Here is a 19,914-nt window from a genome sequence, read left to right as displayed (position 1 = left end):
ACGTGCCGATGGAAGGCTATCGCGCCCCCGTGGCCGCGCCGTCACCACTCCAGGGCGTAGGGCCTCCCGGTCGAGGCGAAGTGGCCGACGTTCACGCATTCCGTCACACCGATCCGCATCCGCCGAACGAGCGGCTGGTGGACGTGGCCGAAGAGCGCGTACCGCGGCCGGACCCGGTGGATCGCGTCGAGCAGGGCGCGGCTGCCGCGCTCGAAGCGGCGGGCGACCGTGTCGTAGGTCAGGTCGGGGACGTCCGGCGGGATGTGGGAGCAGAGGACGTCGACGTCCCCGAGCGCCTCGACCTTCGCCGCGTACTCCTCGTCGGAGATCTCGAACGGGGTGCGCATGGGCGTGCGCAGGCCGCCGCCGACGAAGCCGACGGTGAGGCCGCCGAGCTCGATCCGCTCGCCGTCGAGGACGGTCGTGCCGGGTCCGGCGAAGTCCGTCCAGAGCCGGGGGATGTCGACGTTCCCGTAGGTGGCGTACGTAGGGGTGGGGAAGGCGGCGAAGAGTTCGGCGTACTGGCGGCGGACCGCGGCCTCGATCGCGGTGTCGCGGTCGACGTCGAGCTCGGCCCAGAGGCGGCGGCCCAGGTCGCGGGCCTCGTCGAAGCGGCGGGCGGTGCGGAGCTCGACGAGCCGGTCGGCGTTCTCGGTGCCGAAGAGGTCGGGGAAGATGCCCCGGCTGTGGTCGGCGTAGTCGAGGAAGAGGACCAGGTCACCGAGGCATATCAGGGCGTCGGCGCCCTCCCCTGCCTTGGCGAGGTCGCCGGCGTTGCCGTGCACGTCACTGACCACATGGACTCGCATGAGCCCACCTTAGGGGGTGTCACCTGCGGTTACTTGGGAGTCGTGAAACCGGTGGATTACTGTGCGCAGAGCAACGTCACGCATGTGTGACGCACGGAACATCTGGCCGGGACCCCCTACCGGGAACCATGTACTGGTGGGTAACGTCCGAGCGGTCCAGTCGTGCTCACCCCCACTGAGCACCTGCCCGATCATGGACTTCACCGGTGCATCACACAGAGCCGTGGCGCCGGCGCCCGATGAGGAGCAGCAGTCTTGCGCGAGTTCAGCCTTCCGGCCCTGTACGAGGTCCCCACGGACGGCAACCTGACGGATCTCATCCGCCGCAACGCCTCCCAGCACCCAGACGTCGCCGTGATGGGGCGCAAGGTCGACGGCGTCTGGACGGACGTCACCGCCACCCAGTTCCTCACCGAGGTCCGCGCGATCGCCAAGGGTCTGATCGCCTCCGGCGTGGAGCCGGGCGACCGGGTCGCGCTGCTCTCCCGTACGCGCTACGAGTGGGTGCTGCTCGACTTCGCGATCTGGAGCGCGGGCGCGGTGACCGTGCCGGTGTACGAGACGAGCTCGCCGGAGCAGATCCAGTGGATCCTCGGCGACTCGGGCGCCCGGCTCGTCCTCCTCGAGAGCGCCGCGCACGAGGAGTCGGTGGCGTCCGTGCGGGAGAACCTGCCGGAGCTCAAGGGCGTGTGGCAGATCGAGGCTGACGCGGTCGCCCGGCTCATGCTGGCCGGCGCGGACGTCTCCGACGAGCTCCTCGACGCGCGCATGTCCGCGGCGAACGCCGACGACCCGGCGACGATCGTCTACACCTCGGGCACGACGGGCCGCCCCAAGGGCTGCGTCCTGTCCCACCGTGCCTTCTTCGCCGAGTGCGGCAACATCGTGGAGCGGCTGAAGCCCCTCTTCCGTACGGGCGAGTGCTCGGTGCTGCTGTTCCTGCCGGCCGCGCACGTCTTCGGGCGGCTCGTCGAGGTCGCCTCGGTGATGGCGCCGATCCGTCTCGGCTGTGTCCCGGACATCAAGAACCTCACCGACGAGCTGGCCTCGTTCCGGCCGACGCTCATCCTGGGCGTGCCGCGCGTCTTCGAGAAGGTCTACAACTCGGCGCGGGCGAAGGCGCAGGCCGACGGCAAGGGCAAGATCTTCGACAAGGCCGCGCACACGGCCATCGCGTACAGCAGGGCGATCGGCACCCCGCAGGGCCCGTCCTTCGGTCTGAAGCTGAAGCACAAGATCTTCGACAAGCTGGTCTTCAGCAAGCTGCGGGCGGTGCTCGGCGGTCGCGGCGAGTACGCGATCTCGGGCGGCGCGCCGCTGGGCGAGCGGCTCGGCCACTTCTTCCGGGGCATCGGCTTCACGGTCCTGGAGGGCTACGGCCTGACGGAGTCGTGCGCGGCGACCGCGTTCAACCCCTGGGACCGGCAGAAGATCGGCACGGTCGGTCAGCCGCTGCCGGGCTCGGTGGTGCGGATCGCCGACGACGGCGAGGTGCTGCTGCACGGCGAGCACATCTTCTCGCGGTACTGGAACAACGAGGCGGCGACGGCCGAGGCGCTCGCGGACGGCTGGTTCCACACGGGTGACATCGGCACGCTCGACGAGGACGGCTACCTCGCGATCACGGGCCGGAAGAAGGAGATCCTGGTGACGGCGGGCGGCAAGAACGTCGCCCCGGCGGTCATCGAGGACCGGATCCGGGCACACGCCCTGGTCGCGGAGTGCATGGTGGTCGGCGACGGGCGTCCGTTCGTGGGCGCGCTGGTCACGATCGACGAGGAGTTCCTGGGTCGCTGGGCGAGCGAGCACGGCAAGCCGGCCGGTTCGACGGCGGCTTCCCTCCGTGAGGACGCGGAGCTCATCGCGGAGGTCCAGCGGGCCGTCGACGACGGCAACGCCGCGGTCTCCAAGGCGGAGTCGGTCCGCAAGTTCCGTATCCTCCCGGCCCAGTTCACGGAGGAGGCGGGGCACATCACCCCGTCCCTGAAGCTGAAGCGGAACGTGGTGGCGAAGGACTTCGCCGACGAGATCGAGGCCATCTACACCAAGTAGGGGCGACAGGAAGGGGCCCGGGGCGATCGCATCGCCCCGGGCCCCTTTCGCGTACCCCTGCAGCAGTACTTCTTGCAGCAGCACTTCTCGCAGCAGTACCTCTCCGGCAGTCCCCCTACAGCAGCTCGCGCAGCCGCTCCGCGAGGAGGTCCCAGCGCCAGCGCTCCTCCACCCAGGCCCGGCCGCGCTCGCCCATGCGGTCGCGGAGCTCGGGGTCGAGGAGGAGGGTGGCGACGCGGTCGGCGGTCTCCTCGGCGGACTCGCCGCGGACGACCCAGCCGGTCTCGCCGTCGAGGACGGCGTCGGGCGCGCCGCCGGAGTCGCCGGCGACGACGGGCAGGCCGGTGGCGGAGGCCTCCAGGTAGACGATCCCGAGGCCCTCGACGTCGAGGCCGCCGCGCCGGGTGCGGCAGGGCATGGCGAAGACGTCGCCGGCCCCGTAGTGGGCGGGCAGCTCGGACCAGGGGACGGCGCCGGTGAAGCGTACGGATCCGGCCACGCCGGTCTCGGCGGCGAGGCGGCGCAGGTCCTTCTCGTACGGTCCGCCGCCGACGATCAGGAGGACGGCGTCCGGGACCCGGCTCAGGATCGCGGGCATGGCCCGGATCAGGGTGTCCTGGCCCTTGCGCGGGACGAGCCGGGAGACGCAGACGACGACGGGGCGGTCGCTGAGCCCGAGGCGGGCGCGGACCTCGTCGCCGCCGGAGTCGGGGTGGAAGGTCTTCTCGTCGACGCCGGGCGGGAGCTGGACCATGCGTCCGGCGGCGGCCGGGGTGAGGGCGGTCGCGATCCGGGAGCGGGTGTACTCGCCGAGGTGGGTGATCGTGTCCGTGCCCTCGCCGATGCGGCGGAGGAGCTGCCGGGCGGCGGGCAGCTGGGCCCAGCCCGCCTCGTGCCCGTGGGTGGTGGCGACGAGCCGCTTCGCGCCCGCCCGGCGGAGCGCAGGGGCCATCAGGCCGAGCGGCGCGGCCGCGCCGAACCACACGGACTCGCAGCCGTGCTCGCGCAGCAGCGCGGTGGCCCGGGCGGTGACCCGAGGAGTAGGCAGCAGCATGGTGGTGCGATCCCGTACCACCGTGAAAGGCTGTTCGGCGTCGAACGCGGCCGTCGCCTCGATCCCCTCACGGCTGCGCTTCCACGTGGAGGCGTAGACCACGATCCGGTCGGGGTCCAGGCGGAGCGCCATGTTGTGCAGGAAGGCCTGGATTCCGCCGGGACGCGGCGGGAAGTCGTTGGTTACGATCAGGGTCTTGTGCATCGTGGCCGACAGTACGCGATCGCATCCACTGCCCGGCAACACCGCTCCTCCCACATGAGCGAGCCGACAGGACAGGAACCAGGACGGTCATGACGGGCGCCGCGGGAAACGACCCCCCCATATACCTGCGACTTCCGATCACTCTTTGGGGCCTCAGCCGGATCATCCTGCTGTTGTGTGCTTTCAAGGTCGTGGTGGTCCCCGGCCCGGACGTGACGCTGGAAGTCGAGCAGATCTACCAGGGCTGGTTCGAAGTCCTGAAGACGGGAACCTATCCCCAGAATGACGTGACCTGGCAGTATCCGCCTGCCGCCGCCCTTGCGATCCTCGCGCCCGCACTGCTGCCGTTCCTCGGGTACTCAGCCGCCTTCTTCGTCCTGGCATCCCTGTGCGATGTCGTCGTCTTCGGGTCTCTTGTGCGCACGGGCCGCCGACCGGGCCGGTCGATGCGGGGCGCCTGGCTATGGCTGGCAGCCGTGCCGCTGCTCGGCCCGACCGCGTACGCCCGCTACGACATCATGGTGACAGCCGTCGCCGTGGCAGCCCTGCTGGCCGCCGGCCGTAGTCCGCAGATCCTCGGTGCGCTCGGTGGTTTCGGCGCGGTGCTCAAGGTGTGGCCGGCACTGCTCCTCGTGGGCACCCCGAAGGGGTCGATGACCTGGCGTTCCTGGCCGGTGGCGGCAGGCGCGGCAAGCGCGGTCCTGCTGCTGTGCACAGCCTGGATGCCAGGGTCGCTGGCCTTCCTCTCTCACCAGAGCGAGCGGGGCACGGAGGTCGAGTCGCTGGGCGCGACGGTGTTCCACCTGGCCCGGCACTTCGGCTGGGACGGGGTGGCACGGATGAACTACGGCTCGATGGAATTCGTCGGCCCGTACGTCTCGTGGGTGTCGGCCGGCTCGATGGGGCTGACGGTTGCCGCTTTCGGCTGGCTGGCCCTGTGGCGATTCAAGGCTCGGCGCTTCGCATCCTCAACGGTGGCGGACGCAGCTTTCGTGGCCGTTCTGCTCTTCACCGTGACAAGCCGGGTGATCTCGCCTCAATACATGGTCTGGCTGGTCGGGCTCGCCGCGGTCTGCCTCGCCTACCGGTCAACCAGGATGCGGCGCCCTGCCTACCTTGTCCTGTGGGCGACGGCTGCGACGCAGTTCGAGTTCCCCGTCTGGTTCTCGCACGTGACGGAGAGCGATCCGCTGGGCATTGCGGTGCTGTTCCTGCGCAACGGCCTGCTCGTGGCCGCCGCCTTCTCCGCATGCCGCACTCTGTGGCGTCACACGGTGCTGGACGCAGGCGTCATGCGGATCCCCGTCCCGGTGGCGCGACTGGAGCAGAAGAAGGTACCGATCGGTTCGGTCTGAATCCCACCGATAGGCGCTGATGCTACCCTGATCAACCTTCCCCCGTTAGGTTTTTCTACTGATATGAATAATCCGAACCTCTCGGTCGACACGCTTCCGCGGCGCACAGGGACAGGGGATACAGAGAGAGCAGAGAAGAAATCTCCGGAAGTCGCGGCAGCGAAATTCTCGAAGCCCACATTTCTGGTCGCCGGCACCTTCTTTCTGACTTATCTGCTCCTGTCGGGGAGGCGCCATGCGGTAAACCTCTCGACCGGGTACGACTTGGGAATCTTCACGCAGATCGTGAAGTCATATTCCGAACTGTCCATCCCCTATTCCCCCCTCAAGGGGCCCGATTACAACACGCTCGGGGATCACTTCCACCCGATCCTCGCCCTCATTGCGCCGGCCTACAAAGTATTTCCGTCCAGCTATACACTGCTCGTCTTTCAGGCGGCCCTTGTCGCGTTTTCCATCATCCCCTTGATGAAGTGGGCTCACGACGTCAGGGGCCGGAGGTTCGCCTACTGGATCGGAGTGTCGTACGGAGCTTCCTGGGGACTCGCCAAACTGATCTCCTTCGACTTCCACGAAGTCGCCTTCGCCGTACCGCTCCTGTCTCTCTCCCTCTGCGCCGCCGGACGAAAGAACTGGCGCGCGACCATCCTGTGGTCGCTTCCACTGATCCTCGTCAAGGAGGACCTCGGTCTCACCGTTGCCGCGATCGGCGCCTACGTGGCCTGGAAAGGACCTCGAGCCCCAGGGCTCGCCACGCTCGCCTTCGGGGTCGCCGCCACCGCCCTGGAAATGCTGGTAATCCTTCCGTACTTCAACCCGATCGGGAAGTTCGCCTACTGGCCGGCCCCGACTCCCGAGGAGACGGGCCTACTCCTGCAGGCCATCGGAGCCTTCTGGCCGCCCGTGAAGTGGCTCACGGTCTTCATAATCCTGGCCCCCACCGGATTCCTTGCCCTACGCTCTCCGATCCTGCTTGTCGCATTGCCGACCCTGGCTTGGCGCTTCACCTCGCCGAACCCCTTCCATTGGGGGACGGATTTCCACTACAGCGCAGTCCTCATGCCCATCGCCTTCGCCGCCGCCATCCATGCTGTCGCTACCGCCCGCGTGACCGCACACAGAATCCTTCCCGCCTGCGTCATCGGAACAGTGACCACAGGCGTCACCTTCTTCACTCACCCCCTGCATGAGCTCGCACTACCGCAGACATGGAGCGATTCCGCCCATGTCAGGACATCGAACGAGCTGCTCGAACGAATCCCTGACGGCGCGACCGTGGCTGCATCGAATCGCCTGGCCGCTCAGCTCGCGAACCGGACCACCGTCAGCGAGATCTGTCTGTTCCCTCGATCCTTCCCTCCGAATGAGCCCCCCCAGTGGCTGATCTACGACGCCACCGACATGACCGATCCGGACTGCACAGCCGGAAGGGCAATGGAAGCGGCCATACCGGATGTTGCCGGTTACCAAAGGGTCGACATACGCGACGGGGTTTCGCTTTTCAGCAGGGTCGACAGCGGGAAGACCCCACGTCATTGATCGAACTCATGGGGTTCACCGGTCGATGACGTAGCGGACGTGCCGGCCACCGAAGTATCCGCGCACGATGTGAGTTTGGCGTTGTCAGCGGTGGAAGAACCGTCGGGTTTCGGCGGCGAGTTCGGTCTGGTTCCCGGCCCGGTGGGTGTGGGTCAGCGACACCCCGAAGACCGCCGCCACGTCCTCATGTGCCCGTCCCCCGCCACGAGCGCGGCCAGTGCCCGCAGCCGCAGGGCTTCGTGCGGGCCTCCGCCCACGCCTGGCGATGCGAATGAACTCGGCCAGTCCTGGGCCCGAAATCCGGACTTGAGGATGGCCGATCCCAGGACCACCGACAGGTCTTCCCCCGCCTGGGCGGGGCAGTCCGTCAAGTCGGTCGGATCGAGCGGCAAAACCCGTCGGTCAACTCCTGTGGCAGCGGGCTCCGTTCGTCGCCCTGTACCACGAGACCGGCCGAGCGAAATCGGCTCAAATTCGCCCACACAAACGAAACTCGATCACGAGTGCGATGTCGAGGCCATATTCTCTGCCCCTGTCGCCCCAGAAGGGACGACAAAACGAGGGGACGGAACATGACTTTCATTCGTCGCGCACTGGGCGTCGGGCTTTCCACCGCCGCCATGGTCGGCGCCATGGCGACTTTCGGTTCTACGGCCAACGCCGTCACCACAGCCTGCTCCACCACTCCTGACGGCGGCAGCCTGTGCCTGAACGTCGACCCGGCGGGCTACCGCATTCAGTACTACAAGAAGTCCGGCGCCGCGGCGACGGTCGACTTCAACCTGTACTGCGACAACGGCCGTTGGTTCGGCGACCTGGGCAAGTTCACCATCGTCGCGGGTCAGACCCGGTCCTACGTCTTTTCCGTCGGCAGCCAGGGTGCCTGCTACGGCAAGCTGCTGAACGGGAACACCGGCGCTCTGATCAAGGCCACGCCGAAGATCACCCGCTAGCTGGACCCCGAGAGCTCCGCTCCCTCAGACCAGGTCCGGAGTTCTCCTGATCGGCCGTCGGCTTACGCCGGCGGCCGATCCGCGTTCTAGGTTTTCGCGCCGCCCAGCCGCTCGGTCAGGTGCGCGCGCCAGTCCGCTGCACACTGCTCCGGCGTGGTCTCAAGGACGTCCTGGAGCGCCTTCTCCACCGCGCCCTCCCTCACCGAGTGCGTGCCCACCGCCCGGTAGAACGCGGTCGGCTTCTCCTCGCCCCGGCGATCCGTGATCAGCTCGCCAGGCCGGCCGCACTCGTTCGCCTGGGCGGCCCAGGGCGCTCAGCCGGAGCGCGAGAAGGCCTTGTCCGGCTCGTACTGACTCTTCCCGGCCTTCCCGGTCCTCCCGGGGGCGGCCGTGACCGTACGGCGGTGCAGCAGGCCGAGGGCCGCGCACTGGGCTCCCATGGCGAGGGCCATCGCGAGGCAGATCCCGGGGAGGCCGAGTCCCGCGCCTGAGAGGGCGTACGCGAGGGGGAGCTGGACGAGGACGCCGGCGAGGGTGATCCGGGCGAGGTACGGGCTCGCCCCGGTGCCCTCGAAGACCCCGGCGAGCGCGATGTACCCGGCCATGAGCAGCAGATAGGGGCCGAGGCAGCGCAGGAAGAGCGCGCCCGCCTCCGCCACCGCGGGCTCGGCGCCGAAGGCCCGCATGACGGGTCCGGCGCCGAGGAGCAGCAGCCCTGCGGCGCTCGCGCCGAGGGCGGCGCCGAGGAGGAGGGCCTGCCGGCCGACGGCCCGGCGTTCGTCCCGGCCCGCGCCGAGGAGGTGGGCGCTGTGGATGGACGCGGCCTGGCGGACGGCGTAGAAGGCCATGGTCGCCACGTACATGGCCTTGGTGGCGATGCCGTAGGCGGCGATCTCGGTGACACCGAGCCGGGCGACGACGGAGACGAGCGCGAGGGCTCCGGCCATCCGGACCGTGAAGTCGACGGCCATGGGCAGCCCGGTGGCGGCGGTGCGGCGCAGCGCGGCGGCCGTGGGCAGGGCCGCCCGGGCGGCCCGCGCGGCCCTGAGGAGCGGGTCGCGGCGCAGGGCGACGAGGCCGGCGGCGAGGGCGACGGTCCGGCCGGTGACGGTGGCGAGGGCGGCGCCGGGAACCCCGTACGCGTGGATGAGCAGCGGGTCGAGGACGAGGATCAGGCCGTTGGCGAGGAAGGCGAGCCGCATGGGGGTGCGGGTGTCGCCGGTGCCCTTGAGGATTCCGTCGAGGACGTTCGTGGCGAAGAAGACGGCCGTGCCCGGGAGCGAGATCGCGAAGTAGGCGGTGGCCAGGGCGTGCGCGGGGTGGCCGGAGCCGCCGAGCAGGAGGGCGGCGAGCGGGTCCCGCAGCAGGTAGCCCCCGAGGGCGACGGGTGGCACGAGCAGGGCGCACAGGGCGGTGCCGCCGCGGACGGCGGCGCGGACGGCGCCGGGGTCGTCGGCGCCCCGGGCGCGGGCGACGAGGACGGTGGTGCCGGAGCCGGCCATGAGGACGACGCCGAGCAGGAGGTTCTCGACGTTGGTGGCGACCGCGACGGCGGCGACGGCGTCCCCGCCGAGCCGGGCGACCCAGACCATGTTGATGATGCCGGCGGCGACTCCGGCGAGGAGTTCGAGATAGACCGGGCGGGCGAGCCGGACGAGAGTCCGGCGGTGCGAGGACGGCGGCGACAGCGAGGACATGCGAAAGGACCCCCTCTTTCCGATGTACCTCGATTCGAGGCACCTCGAAAAGAGGTAGCATGAGAACCGGTCCCCCGACAAGCGCGAAGGAGTGGTGCAAGGTGCTGGAGCTGTCGATCCTGGGCTTCCTGTACGAGAAGCCGCTGCACGGCTACGAGCTCAAGGAACGCATCCAGGGCCTGAGCGGCCACGTCCGCCCGGTCAGCGACGGCGCCCTCTACCCCGCCATCACCCGGCTGGTGAAGAACGGCCTGGTCGACAGCCGTACGGAGCCCGGCGCGAGCGCGGCCCCGCGCCGCACGCTCTCGCTCACCCCCGGGGGCCGCCGGGAGCTCCTCGCCCGGCTGCGTGCGCCCAAGGACGCCGAGATCACCGACGGCCAGCGCTTCTTCACCCTGCTCGCCTTCCTGCGGCACCTGCCGGACCGGGCGGACCAGGCGGCCGTGCTCCGCCGCCGCCAGGAGTTCCTGGACACCCCGGCCAGCTTCTTCTACGAGGGCGGGACCCCGGTCACCGTCGAGCGGGAGCCCGACCTCTTCCGCCAGGGGATGCTGCGGATCGCCCGCGCGACGGGCACGGCGGAGAAGGCCTGGCTGCAGGAGGCGCTGGCGCAGCTGGAGAGCCCGCAGCCGGAGAGCTAGCCGAGCCGCTCCCCCAGGTACGCCCGCCAGTCGGCGGTGAACTCCTCCGGAGTGGTGACCAGGACCTTCCGGAGCGCCGTCTCCACCGCGCCGTCCCGGCCCGGGTGCGCCCCCACCGCCCGGTAGAACGCGGTCAGCTTCTCCTCGCCCCAGCGGTCCGCGATCAGCTCGCAGGCCAGCCAGCCGCCCTCGTAGGCCCGCGCCAGGGCCTCCGCGTCCCCGCCGAAGGAGAAGGCCTCGTCCTCCGGGAGCTCGGCTGGGAGGTCGCCGGCCAGGACCGCGCGGCGCAGCTCGGGGGCGGCCTGGGCTGCGGTGCGCTCGGTCCCCCGGTAGGCGACCCAGTCGGCGAAGCCCTCGGAGAGCCAGACCGGGGTGGACCCGGTGGTCTGGACGCGGGTGGCGACATGGGTGGTCTCGTGGGTGAGGACCAGCTGCCGGCCGAACGCCCCGAGCACCGCGTACGCGTCCGGGTTCACGATCACCCGGTCCGCCGGCGCGGTGGGACCGCCGCCGGTCCGGCCGGTCGTGACGGCCGCGATGCCCCGGTAGGAGGCGGCCGGCCCGCCGAGGAGCCGGCCCATCGCCTCGATCGAGGCGGGTACGAGGACCACGACCCGGCCCGCCCAGTTCCCGCGCCAGGCGTCCCCGACCGCGGGCACCGCCCGGTCCGCCGCGGCCGCGATCTCCCGCAGCCGCTCCTGGCTCTGCCCCACGCCGAGGACGAGGCTGCGCCTGCCGGTGACGGTCGTGACCTCGCCCTGCTGCCACAGCTGCTGCGGGGCGCCCTCGGCGGCGCGGTCGCCGGTCACGTACCAGCGGCCGTCCCGCTCGGCGAGGTCGAGGACCCGCTCGGTGGTGGCGGGCCCTGAGTCGTAGCCCTTGATCCGGTAGCCGAGCTCGGCCCTGGCGACGACCCGGCCCTCACCAGCCCGGTCGACATCGGTGACCCGGTACGTCCAGCCGCCGAGCGGGACCTTCGCGAGCCGGTCGAACTCGGTGCGCGCGGCCGGTACGAGCGCGGGGTCGAGGGCCGCGAGGTAGCCGTCCTCGTCCCGGTCGAGGAGCGCCCGCGCGTGCCGGTCGAGCAGGCTCTGGATCTCCTCGGACGCCGGCCCGGCCGGGGCGGGGGCCGCGCATCCGCCGAGGGCGAGCACCGCGGCCAGCAGCCCCGCCGCCGCACCGCGCACCACTCCGCTCCGCCTGCCCGCCACGCCCCCGATCGTACGGGGACGGGGTCAGAAGCGGGTCCGACGCGGGTCCGACGCGGGTCCGACGCGGGTCAGACGCGGGTCACGGTGACGTGGGACATCATGTTCACCGGGTCGTAGCGGACCCGGGCGCCCGGATAGGGGGCGTGGATGACCTGGCCGTTCCCGGCGTAGATCGCCACATGGCTGGCGTCCCCGCGGTACGTGACGAGGTCGCCCGGCTGCGCCTGCGAGAGCGGCACCTGCCGGCCGGCGTACCGCTGCGCCGAGGAGGTGCGGGGCAGGCTGATCCCGGCCTGCCGGTACGACCAGACCATCAGGCCCGAGCAGTCGAAGGCGGAGGGGCCGGTCGCCCCCCACACGTACGGCCTGCCGATCGCGCTGCGGGCGGCGATCACCGCGGCGGCGGCCCGGGAGGGGCCGAGGTCGGCGAGCGGCGGCAGCTCCTCGGCGGGGGTGTCGGCGCGCTCGCCGGTGCGGGAGGCCCGGTCGTAGTCGGCGCGCTCCTCGGCGGTGAGGGAGGCGAGCACCCGGCGGGCCTCGGCGAGCTTCCGCTCGACGGTGCGCTTGTGGCGGGCGACCTCGGCCCGGCTGCGCTCCAGTTCACCGAGGGCCGCGCGGGCCTCGCTCCGCTTCTGGTTCAGACCGCGCTGCTCGCGCAGGAGTTCGCCGAGCGCGGCGCCCTGCCGGGCGGTGACCCGGTCCAGGGCGGAGGCCCGGTCCAGGTAGCTGTCCGGGTCGGAGGAGAGCAGCAGGGCGAGGGCGGGGTCGATGCCGCCGGAGCGGTACTGGGCCCCGGCGACCGAACCGAGCGCGCCCCGCATGCGGTTGATGCGCTCCTGGCCGCGGGCGAGGCTGTCCTGCGCCTGGGAGACCGTCCTGCGCAGCGCGTCCGCCTTCTCGTCCGCCCGGTTGTAACCCTCGGTGGCCTTCTCGGCCTCCTCGAAGAGGCGGTCGACCGTGGCGCGGGTGGCCGCGGGCGTGGCCCCGGGGTCGGCGCTCGCGGGGACGGCCCCGAGGGACGCCGCCGCGGTGGCCGCGGCGGCGGCGGTGAGGACGGTGACCCGGGCGGGTCGGCGGTGGGACGCCACGAATCGCGCTCCGTTCGGCTCGACGCAGACTGGCGCGGCAGACAGTAGCCGCTGATCAGTCCTCGTCCAACGAAGGCGCCGGGCACACAAAGTGACGCCCCGCCGGAGAACACAGGTCACCGGCGGGGCGTCAGGTCAGTGCGCGTCGCGGCGAACCACCCGTTCGGGCGGTGTGCCGCAGCGGGTCGCGGGGGCGGGTCAGCCGCCGATCCGGACGCCGAACTGGAAGGTGCCCATGTAGTTCATGGACTCGTAGCGGACGACCGCGCCCGGCTTGGGGGCGTGCAGGATCGTGTTGTTGCCCGCGTACAGCGCGACGTGCGACAGGTTGTTGAAGAAGACCAGGTCGCCCGGCTTGAGCTGGCCGCGGCCGATCTTCACGCCGTCGTTCTGCTGGGTGTAGGTGGTGCGGGTGAGCGTGACGCCGGCCTGGCGGTAGGACCACATGGTCAGACCGGAGCAGTCGTACGAGTTGGGGCCCTCGGCGCCGGAGACGTACGGCTTGCCGAGCTGGGTGGCGGCGGCCGCGAGCGCGGCGGCGCCGAAGCCGTTCGCGGGGACCTCGCTGCCCAGGTTGACGCGCTCGCCGGCGGCGCGGCTGGCGCGCTGCTCCTGCTGCTCCATCTTGGCCCGCTCGGCCGCGGTGAGGCTGTTGAGGAGCTTGCGGGCCTCGGCCAGCTTGCCCTGGTACTTCGCCTTCTTGGCGCCGAGGGTCTTGCGGACGTCCTCGAGGTCGGCCAGCTTCGAGGTGGCCTCGGCGCGCTGCTGGGCGAGCGTGCGCTGCTTGGCCTGGATCGAGGTGAGCACGTCGGCCTGCTGGGCGCTCAACTGGTCGATCGCGGACGCCTTGTCGAGGTAGGTGTCCGGGTCGGAGGAGAGGAAGAGCTGGAGCGCCGGGTCGATGCCGCCGGAGCGGTACTGGGCGCTGGCGACCGAACCGATCTGGTCGCGCAGAGTGTTGAGCTCCTGCTGACCGCGGGCCACCTTGTCCTGGAGGTCGCCGATCTCCTTCTGCAGCTTGCCGCGGCGCTCCTCGGCGAGGTTGTACTGCTCCGTGGCCTCCTCGGCCTCGTGGTGCAGTGCGTCGACCTTCGCCTTGACCTCGTCGATCTTGGGCTTGGCGGGGGCCGCCTGGGCGCCGGACTGGGCGGTGAGTGCGACGGCGGCGGCCGCGGTCACGGTGAGCACGGTCACACGGGTGCGGCTCGGCTGCTTGGGTCGACGGTGGGACGCCACGAAGGCGAGCTCCTTCTTCCTCAGAGCCGCCCAACCGGTCACGGGCAGGCGGTTCCTCCGCCGCCACCCCGGATGGGTGATCAACCGCGCGAAGGTTCGAAGCCCGACCCTAGTGACCGAGTTGTGATCAGTTCAAATCCCGCTGGCAAAAATCTCGCTCACGCACCACTTTATTTACATACATCACACTGCCAGTGATGGGTACTTGACAGTGCGCCATCCAGAATTCGGGCATATCGCCCAGGAGTTGCGATGCGTCACGAGAGGCGCGAAAGCCGCTTCAGCAACAAGGCGGACGTCACCGGCCGCGCGCCCGCCTTCGCGACTCCGTCGGCCACCTCACGGTCGGTGGAGACCACCACGACCGGCCGGCCCGGCGGCTCCGCCCGGACCAGCTGACGGATCAACTCGTCCGCCGTGACACCGGGCTTGGAGAACAGCACCCGCACCCCGCGCGGCGGGGCGAGCAGCACCGGGGCCGCCAGCTCCGCCCCGTCGAAGACACAGGTGACCTCGGCGCCCGAGCGGGCCGCCAGGGCCGAGAGCGCGCCGAGCAGCCGCAGCCGCTGCTTCTCCAGCGGCATCGTCGGATAGCCGGTCTTGGTGACGTTGTAGCCGTCGACGACCAGATGCGCCTGTGGCAGCGCGAGCAGCTGGTCGAGCAGCGCCGGGTCCGTCTCGGAGAGCGCCCGCGCCGCGATGTCCTTCGGGGACATCCGCCCCGGCTCCACCGCGTCCACGGTGTCCGCCGGGTGCACCGAGACGGGCGGCAGCGCGAGTTCGCGCCGCAGCCCCTGGGCCGCGTCGAGCACCGTGTCCAGCAGCAGCCGCAGCCGCATGTCCTCCACCGAGCGGCCCTCACGGGCGGTCCTGCGGCTCGCCTCCAGGGCCGCCTCGACCTCGCCGAGCCGCGCCTTGAGGCGCCGGGTCTCGCTCTCGGCGGCCGACACCTGGGCCGCCGACTCGGCCCGCGCGGCCTCGATCTCGCCCTGGACCTTGCGCAGGGCCGCCTCGCCTCGCTTGACGTCGCTCTGGGCACTGCGCAGCTTGCGGTGAAGCGATTCCGCTTCCTTGCGGGCGGCGTCCAGGTCGTGCCGGAGCTGCTCGGTCTCGCCCCGGGAGCGGTCCCGGGCGGCGGCGAGCTCCTCGCGCAGCCGTTCCAGCTCGCGCCGGCCGGCCTCGTCGGCCCGCTCGGCGTCGACCCGCTGGGCCTCCTCGCCGGCGGCGGCGACGAGCTTGACCCAGCCGGGCGGGCGCAGCACATAGGCGGCCGCCGCCACGTCGACGGGGTCGGCGGCCGCGGGCGGGGTGCCGGTTTCCACGGCTCCGGCCAGCTCGGGCTGGCCCTGCTTGAACCGTTCGCCGATCCGCTGCCGGAAGAGCGGGTCGCTCTCCAGCGCGGCGGCCATCGCGTTGCCGGCGAACTTGGCCCGCCGGCTCGCGGTGAAGCGGGCGTACTGCCGCAGGGGCGCGGGCAGCTCCGCGACGGTGAGCCCGCCGAAGGCGTCCGCGACCAGCGCGACGACCCGCCGCCGTACACCTTCCGGCAATGGGTGGTCGAGCGTCTCGGCAGCGTCACCTGCCGCGCCGGCCGGCTCACCACCGTGCGCGGGCTGCTCCACGATCCGTCACCCCTATGTCGTCCGCGCCGTCCCTCAGGAAGCGGCGCCCGGCCTGTCCACCAGTTCGATCTGGTCCACCGCGTTGCACCAGCGGCAGCGGACCGACTCGATGGTCTCACTGACCACCTGCCGCTCCTCGACCGTCGGGTCTCCGGCGAGGTCCAGATGGACGTACTCCACGACCTTGGAGGAGCGGGTCACGTCGAAACGGGTCAGGTTTCCGCAGAGCGTGCAGCGCCAGCGGGTCTCGTCGGTCGGCAGGGGAACCGTCGTCATCGGTGCCGTCCTTCTTCCTGTTGCGTGGTACCAGGTGCGGGTGCCGCGGTGCGCCGTCGAACTGCGGTGGTGGTGCCCGTAACCCTACGGCCTCGCGGGGAGGGCGGGGCACGGCGAGGCACTCTGTCCACTTCGGCCCCGGTACGCCATGATCTGTCCATGATCGACTGGCGAGGCGCGGTCCTCGGTGCCTGGCGGGGCACCCGCAGCGGACCCACGGTGACCTACGGGCTGATCGCCGCCTGCTGCCTGCTCTTCGCCGTCAGCCCGGTCTCCGGACTCAACCCGGGGTACGGCACGGGTGACGAGCTCCTCGCCGCCCAGGGCGCCTACTTCCGCCGCTGGGGCGTGATCCCCGCCGAGCTGACGAGCGGCGATCCGCGCGCCCTGCTCACCCCGCTGACCGCGCTCTTCGTGCACGGCAGCTGGCTCCACCTGCTGGGAAACATGCTCTTCCTGTACGTCTTCGGCGCGATGGCCGAGGAGCGCATGGGGGCCGTCGAGTTCTGCCTCTTCTACCTGGGGACCGGCTACATCGCCCTGTCCGGGTACGCGGTGGCGCACGCGGACAGCGAGCAGACCCTGGTCGGGGCCTCCGGGGCGATCTCCGCGGTGCTCGGGGCCTTCCTCTTCCTCTTCCCCCGCTCCCGGGTCACCAGCCTCTTCCCCTTCCTGTTCTTCCTGCCGCTGCGCTTCCCCGCCTGGATCGTGCTGATCTTCTGGTTCACCCTGCAGTGGCTGGCCGCGCGGGCGGCGGGCGCGGGACCCGGCGTCGCCTATCTGGCCCATGTCGTGGGCTTCTCCGTCGGCTTCCTCTACGCCTGGGTGCGCTTCCGCGGTGGGGATAGAGTGAAAGCCCAAGCCGCGGCGACCGAGGGAGAAAGCCAGCCGTGATCACCGCGATCGTGCTCATCAAGACCAGCGTGGACCGCATCCCCGAGATCGCCGAGTCGATCGCCGCGCTCGACAGCGTCAGCGAGGTCTTCTCGGTCACCGGTACGTACGACCTGATCGCCATGGTCCGGGTGCCGCGCCACGACGACCTGGCGGACGTGATCCCCGGCCGTATCAGCAAGATTCCGGGCGTCGAGGCCACGGACACGCACGTCGCCTTCCGGACGTACTCCCAGCACGACCTGGAGGCGGCCTTCGCCATCGGTCTGGAGTCCTGACGGTCCGGAGTCCTGACACCGCGCACGCGACATGGCTGAAGGGGGCCTCCCGACCGGGAGGCCCCCTTCACCCGTACGAGTGACTGATCAGCCGCGGTCCGGGACGCAGCGGCCGTCCTCGGTGCGGTACTTCCACTGCGCGCCGTCCCGGACGAGCTCCTTCACGGCGCCGACGAACCGGTCCACGTGCTCGTCCGGAGTACCGGCGCCGAAGCTCACCCGGATGGCGTTCAGGGACCGCTCCCCCGGGGCCGCCTCGGGGGAGCCGCACTCGCCCGGGTCCTGCGGGTCGCTGCCGAGCAGGGTGCGGACCAGCGGGTGGGCGCAGAAGAGACCGTCGCGGACGCCGATGCCGTACTCGGCGGAGAGCGCGGCGGCGAAGTGGGAGCTGTTCCAGCCCTCCACGACGAAGGAGATGACGCCCACGCGGGGCGCGTCGTCGCCGAAGAGCGAGAGCACCCGCACCTCGGGCACCTCGGCCAGGCCCTCGCGGACCTTGGCGATCAGGTGCTGCTCGCGGGCGACGAGGGAGTCGAAGCCGGCCTCGGTCAGCGCCTTGCAGGCGGAGGCGATCGAGTAGACGCCGATGACGTTCGGCGAACCCGCCTCGTGCCGGGCCGCGGTGGTGTGCCACTCCACGTCCACACCACCGTCGGCCCGGCGGGCCACCTTGCGGGAGGCGCCGCCGCCCGCGAGGTAGGGCTCGGAATCCTGAAGCCAGTCGGCACGGCCGGCGAGGACGCCGGAGCCGAAGGGCGCGTACAGCTTGTGCCCGGAGAAGGCGACCCAGTCCACGTCCAACTCCCGCACGGAGACCGGGTGGTGGGGGGCGAGCTGGGCGGCGTCGAGCACGATCCGGGCGCCGTGCGCGTGCGCGGCGGCGGCGAGCTCCTTCACCGGCCACAGCTCACCGGTGACGTTGGAGGCACCGGTCACGCAGACCAGGGCCGGGCCGTAGGGGTCGCGGTCGGCGAGGGCGCGTTCCAGGGTCTCGACGGCCTGCTCCGGGGTGCGCGGCGCGTTGAGGTAGGTGACGCGGGCGTCGCGCCAGGGCAGCAGGGAGGCGTGGTGCTCGGTCTCGAAGACGAAGACCTGGCAGCCGGCCGGGATCGTGGCGGCGAGCAGGTTCAGCGAGTCGGTGGTGGAGCGGGTGAAGACGACCTGGTCGTCGGGGCGGCAGTCGAGGAACTCGGCGACGGTGACGCGGCTGTTCTCGAAGAGGTCGGTGGAGAGCTGGGAGAGGTAGCCGGCGCCGCGGTGGACGCTGCCGTAGTACGGGGCGTACGCGGCGACGTCGTCCCAGACCCGCTGGAGCGCCGGCGCGCTGGCCGCGTAGTCGAGCGCCGCGTAGGTCACCTCGCCGCCGGTGACGAGCGGGACGGTGACGTCCCGGCCGAGGACCGGCAGCGGGGCGGCGCAGCAGGGGTCGGCGGACTCGGAGTCGGCGGTGACGGCAGTGGCGTTCGGGTATGCGGACATGGCGGTATCTCCCGGCGGGCGGTGCGGAATGGCTTCGGTGAATCCCGTACGCGGCCGGGTACGGCGGGGTACGGGTGATGCCTCGGAGGACATGGGGGTACGCGGAAGGGACCCTGTTTCCGAGGGTGAAGAAGGGGCGGAGTCGCCCTATCGCATTCGCTTGCTCACGGAAAAAGCTCCTCGACTGACCAGGACCCCTGGTGCTCGAGGGATCCGCGCTTGCCGTAGACCTCGCTGCCTACGGCCCGGTCATCACCCGGGGCACCCCGCCACGGAAGGAGGGTTGCCGGACAGCAAGCCGGGGCCAAAACGCTGTCACTCGTGACCTGTGAAGCATCCTGCCACATGATCGCCGAAGCGCAAGACCCCGGTCCGCATGGTGGACCGGGGTCGTACGGCGCAAGGCGCGGTTCAGGCGTTGCTGACGGCGATCCACCGCTCCAGGGACCGCAGGGCCGCGCCGGAGTCGATCGCCTCGGCCGCCTTCGCGATGCCGGCGCCCAGCTGCTCCGCGAGGGTGCCCGTGCCGGGGTCCAGGGCGGTGAGCGCCGCCGCGGCGTTGAGCAGCACCGCGTCCCGTACCGGACCGGTCTCCCCCGCGAGCAGCCGGCGGGCGACGTCGGCGTTGTACGAGGCGTCGCCGCCGCGCAGCGCCTCCAGGGGGACGAGGTCGATGCCGACGTCCCGCGGGTCGAAGCGCTCCTCGGTGACGCCGCCGTCCCGGACCACCCAGACCCGGGAGGTGGAGGTGGTCGTCAGCTCGTCCAGGCCGTCGTCGCCGCGGAAGACCAGGGCGGAGTTCCCGCGCTCGGCGAGGACCCCGGCGACGATGGGCGCCATGCGCGGGTCGGCGACCCCGACGGCCTGGGACCGTACCTTGGCCGGGTTGGTCAGCGGGCCGAGGACGTTGAAGGTCGTCCGGATGCCCAGCTGGCCACGGGCCGCGGCGACGTGCCGCAGCGAGGGGTGGAACCTGATCGCGAAGCAGAGGGTGATGCCTGCTTCGTCGGCGACCTCGGCGACCCGCTGCGGGGTCAGGTTCAGATTGACGCCGAGCTTCTCCAGGACGTCGGAGGAGCCGGAGGCGGAGGACGCGGCGCGGTTGCCGTGCTTGACGACCTTGGCGCCCGTCCCGGCGACCACGATCGACGCCATGGTGGAGATGTTCACCGTCTTGGCGCCGTCGCCGCCGGTGCCGACGATGTCGACGGTGCGGCCGGGTACCTCGATGACGTTGGCGTGCGCGTACATGGTCCGGACGAGGCCGGCGATCTCCTGCACGGTCTCGCCCTTGGCGCGCAGCGCCACCATGAAGCCGGCGATCTGCGCGTCGGTCGCCTCGCCGCTCATGATCAGGTCCATCGCCCAGGCCGTGTCGTCGGCGGTGAGGTCGTGGCCGTCGAGGAGTCCGTTCAGCAGGACGGGCCAGGAGCGGCCCGCCGACGTAGGTCCTCCAGCGGGGGTCGCAGCGCTCATGGCAGCTCCTGATGATCACGTGACGGATACACACCCACCCTATCGATGTC

At 71.1% G+C, this 19,914-nt stretch carries 17 protein-coding genes and 1 riboswitch; of the genes, 7 read left to right on the top strand and 10 right to left on the bottom strand.

The genetic code is table 11. The annotated features are described in order from the left end of the window. Window positions 1-41: 41 nt before the first annotated feature. Window positions 42-809 carry a metallophosphoesterase family protein gene (locus AC07AW_RS11030; protein ID WP_478815122.1) on the bottom strand — a complete coding sequence of 256 codons (768 nt, stop codon included), beginning with the start codon at window positions 807-809 and terminating at the stop codon, window positions 42-44. A 255-nt stretch (window positions 810-1,064) separates the two neighbouring features. Between AC07AW_RS11030 and AC07AW_RS11025 the strand changes: the two genes are divergently transcribed. Further along, window positions 1,065-2,861 (top strand): AMP-dependent synthetase/ligase, encoded by a 1,797-nt coding sequence (locus AC07AW_RS11025; RefSeq protein WP_478815121.1) that lies wholly within the window; start codon window positions 1,065-1,067, stop codon window positions 2,859-2,861. Between the two features lie 115 nt (window positions 2,862-2,976). On the opposite strand, the gene AC07AW_RS11020 is transcribed toward AC07AW_RS11025, so the two are convergent. Beyond that, complete coding sequence (locus AC07AW_RS11020) at window positions 2,977-4,119, bottom strand: glycosyltransferase family 4 protein (RefSeq protein WP_478815120.1); 1,143 nt, start codon at window positions 4,117-4,119, stop codon at window positions 2,977-2,979. Window positions 4,120-4,208: 89 nt separating this feature from the next. On the opposite strand from AC07AW_RS11020, the gene AC07AW_RS11015 reads away from it, so the two are divergent. From AC07AW_RS11015 to AC07AW_RS11005, 3 genes are all read left to right on the top strand, one after another. Further along, window positions 4,209-5,474, top strand: a complete 1,266-nt coding sequence (locus AC07AW_RS11015) for a glycosyltransferase 87 family protein (protein ID WP_478815119.1) — start codon at window positions 4,209-4,211, stop codon at window positions 5,472-5,474. 63 nt (window positions 5,475-5,537) lie between these two features. Next, window positions 5,538-7,013 (top strand): DUF2079 domain-containing protein, encoded by a 1,476-nt coding sequence (locus tag AC07AW_RS11010; RefSeq protein WP_478815118.1) that lies wholly within the window; start codon window positions 5,538-5,540, stop codon window positions 7,011-7,013. Between the two features lie 572 nt (window positions 7,014-7,585). Further along, entirely contained in the window at window positions 7,586-7,966 is a 381-nt protein-coding gene (locus AC07AW_RS11005) for a hypothetical protein (protein WP_478815117.1), read from the top strand. Between the two features lie 314 nt (window positions 7,967-8,280). On the opposite strand, the gene AC07AW_RS11000 is transcribed toward AC07AW_RS11005, so the two are convergent. After that, window positions 8,281-9,663: an MATE family efflux transporter gene (locus tag AC07AW_RS11000; protein WP_478815116.1), complete on the bottom strand. Its 1,383-nt coding sequence runs from the start codon at window positions 9,661-9,663 to the stop codon at window positions 8,281-8,283. Between the two features lie 101 nt (window positions 9,664-9,764). On the opposite strand from AC07AW_RS11000, the gene AC07AW_RS10995 reads away from it, so the two are divergent. Next, window positions 9,765-10,304 carry a PadR family transcriptional regulator gene (locus AC07AW_RS10995; protein WP_478815335.1) on the top strand — a complete coding sequence of 180 codons (540 nt, stop codon included), beginning with the start codon at window positions 9,765-9,767 and terminating at the stop codon, window positions 10,302-10,304. Here the strand turns inward: AC07AW_RS10995 and AC07AW_RS10990 are convergent. From AC07AW_RS10990 to AC07AW_RS10970, 5 genes are all read right to left on the bottom strand, one after another. Then, a complete protein-coding gene (locus AC07AW_RS10990) occupies window positions 10,301-11,515 on the bottom strand; it encodes a hypothetical protein (RefSeq protein WP_478815115.1) in 1,215 nt (404 codons plus the stop codon). The genes AC07AW_RS10995 and AC07AW_RS10990 overlap by 4 nt on opposite strands. Window positions 11,516-11,583: 68 nt before the next feature. Beyond that, window positions 11,584-12,603, bottom strand: coding sequence for a C40 family peptidase (locus tag AC07AW_RS10985; protein WP_478815114.1), 1,020 nt, complete (start codon window positions 12,601-12,603; stop codon window positions 11,584-11,586). A 198-nt stretch (window positions 12,604-12,801) separates the two neighbouring features. Next, a complete protein-coding gene (locus tag AC07AW_RS10980) occupies window positions 12,802-13,839 on the bottom strand; it encodes a C40 family peptidase (RefSeq protein ID WP_478815113.1) in 1,038 nt (345 codons plus the stop codon). 257 nt (window positions 13,840-14,096) lie between these two features. Further along, window positions 14,097-15,461, bottom strand: coding sequence for an NYN domain-containing protein (locus AC07AW_RS10975; protein WP_478815112.1), 1,365 nt, complete (start codon window positions 15,459-15,461; stop codon window positions 14,097-14,099). Between the two features lie 33 nt (window positions 15,462-15,494). Next, window positions 15,495-15,737 carry a hypothetical protein gene (locus AC07AW_RS10970; protein ID WP_055644001.1) on the bottom strand — a complete coding sequence of 81 codons (243 nt, stop codon included), beginning with the start codon at window positions 15,735-15,737 and terminating at the stop codon, window positions 15,495-15,497. A 159-nt stretch (window positions 15,738-15,896) separates the two neighbouring features. Here AC07AW_RS10970 and AC07AW_RS10965 point away from each other — a divergent pair, with 159 nt between their 5' ends. Both AC07AW_RS10965 and AC07AW_RS10960 read left to right on the top strand, forming a co-directional pair. Next, window positions 15,897-16,631 (top strand): rhomboid family intramembrane serine protease, encoded by a 735-nt coding sequence (locus AC07AW_RS10965; RefSeq protein ID WP_478815111.1) that lies wholly within the window; start codon window positions 15,897-15,899, stop codon window positions 16,629-16,631. Beyond that, a complete protein-coding gene (locus AC07AW_RS10960) occupies window positions 16,628-16,909 on the top strand; it encodes an Lrp/AsnC family transcriptional regulator (protein ID WP_017238849.1) in 282 nt (93 codons plus the stop codon). The genes AC07AW_RS10965 and AC07AW_RS10960 overlap by 4 nt, the downstream gene beginning before the upstream one ends. Window positions 16,910-16,996: 87 nt before the next feature. On the opposite strand, the gene AC07AW_RS10955 is transcribed toward AC07AW_RS10960, so the two are convergent. Both AC07AW_RS10955 and trpD read right to left on the bottom strand, forming a co-directional pair. Further along, window positions 16,997-18,388: an aminotransferase class V-fold PLP-dependent enzyme gene (locus tag AC07AW_RS10955; protein ID WP_478815110.1), complete on the bottom strand. Its 1,392-nt coding sequence runs from the start codon at window positions 18,386-18,388 to the stop codon at window positions 16,997-16,999. A 210-nt stretch (window positions 18,389-18,598) separates the two neighbouring features. Next, a riboswitch (SAM riboswitch) is annotated at window positions 18,599-18,715 on the bottom strand. 84 nt (window positions 18,716-18,799) lie between these two features. After that, the gene (gene trpD, locus AC07AW_RS10950; RefSeq protein WP_478815109.1) at window positions 18,800-19,864 is read right to left on the bottom strand and encodes an anthranilate phosphoribosyltransferase; all 1,065 of its coding nucleotides are present in this window, start codon (window positions 19,862-19,864) and stop codon (window positions 18,800-18,802) included. Between the last annotated feature and the right edge of the window lie 50 nt (window positions 19,865-19,914).

It is taken from the genome of Streptomyces sp. NPDC044003 (genome assembly GCF_056435185.1).
The sequence above is the reverse complement of the archived record's forward strand: the minus strand, read 5'-3'. Positions and strand labels throughout refer to the sequence as shown.

Excerpts from the sequence above, each read along its gene's own strand:
- AC07AW_RS11030 (WP_478815122.1), bottom strand. The coding sequence starts at position 809 with ATGCGAGTCCATGTGGTCAGTGACGTGCACGGCAACGCCGGCGACCTC.
- AC07AW_RS11020 (WP_478815120.1), bottom strand. The coding sequence starts at position 4,119 with ATGCACAAGACCCTGATCGTAACCAACGACTTCCCGCCGCGTCCCGGC.
- AC07AW_RS11015 (WP_478815119.1), top strand. The coding sequence starts at position 4,209 with ATGACGGGCGCCGCGGGAAACGACCCCCCCATATACCTGCGACTTCCG.
- AC07AW_RS11010 (WP_478815118.1), top strand. The coding sequence starts at position 5,538 with ATGAATAATCCGAACCTCTCGGTCGACACGCTTCCGCGGCGCACAGGG.
- AC07AW_RS11005 (WP_478815117.1), top strand. The coding sequence starts at position 7,586 with ATGACTTTCATTCGTCGCGCACTGGGCGTCGGGCTTTCCACCGCCGCC.
- AC07AW_RS11000 (WP_478815116.1), bottom strand. The coding sequence starts at position 9,663 with ATGTCCTCGCTGTCGCCGCCGTCCTCGCACCGCCGGACTCTCGTCCGG.
- AC07AW_RS10970 (WP_055644001.1), bottom strand. The coding sequence starts at position 15,737 with ATGACGACGGTTCCCCTGCCGACCGACGAGACCCGCTGGCGCTGCACG.
- AC07AW_RS10965 (WP_478815111.1), top strand. The coding sequence starts at position 15,897 with ATGATCGACTGGCGAGGCGCGGTCCTCGGTGCCTGGCGGGGCACCCGC.
- AC07AW_RS10955 (WP_478815110.1), bottom strand. The coding sequence starts at position 18,388 with ATGTCCGCATACCCGAACGCCACTGCCGTCACCGCCGACTCCGAGTCC.
- trpD (WP_478815109.1), bottom strand. The coding sequence starts at position 19,864 with ATGAGCGCTGCGACCCCCGCTGGAGGACCTACGTCGGCGGGCCGCTCC.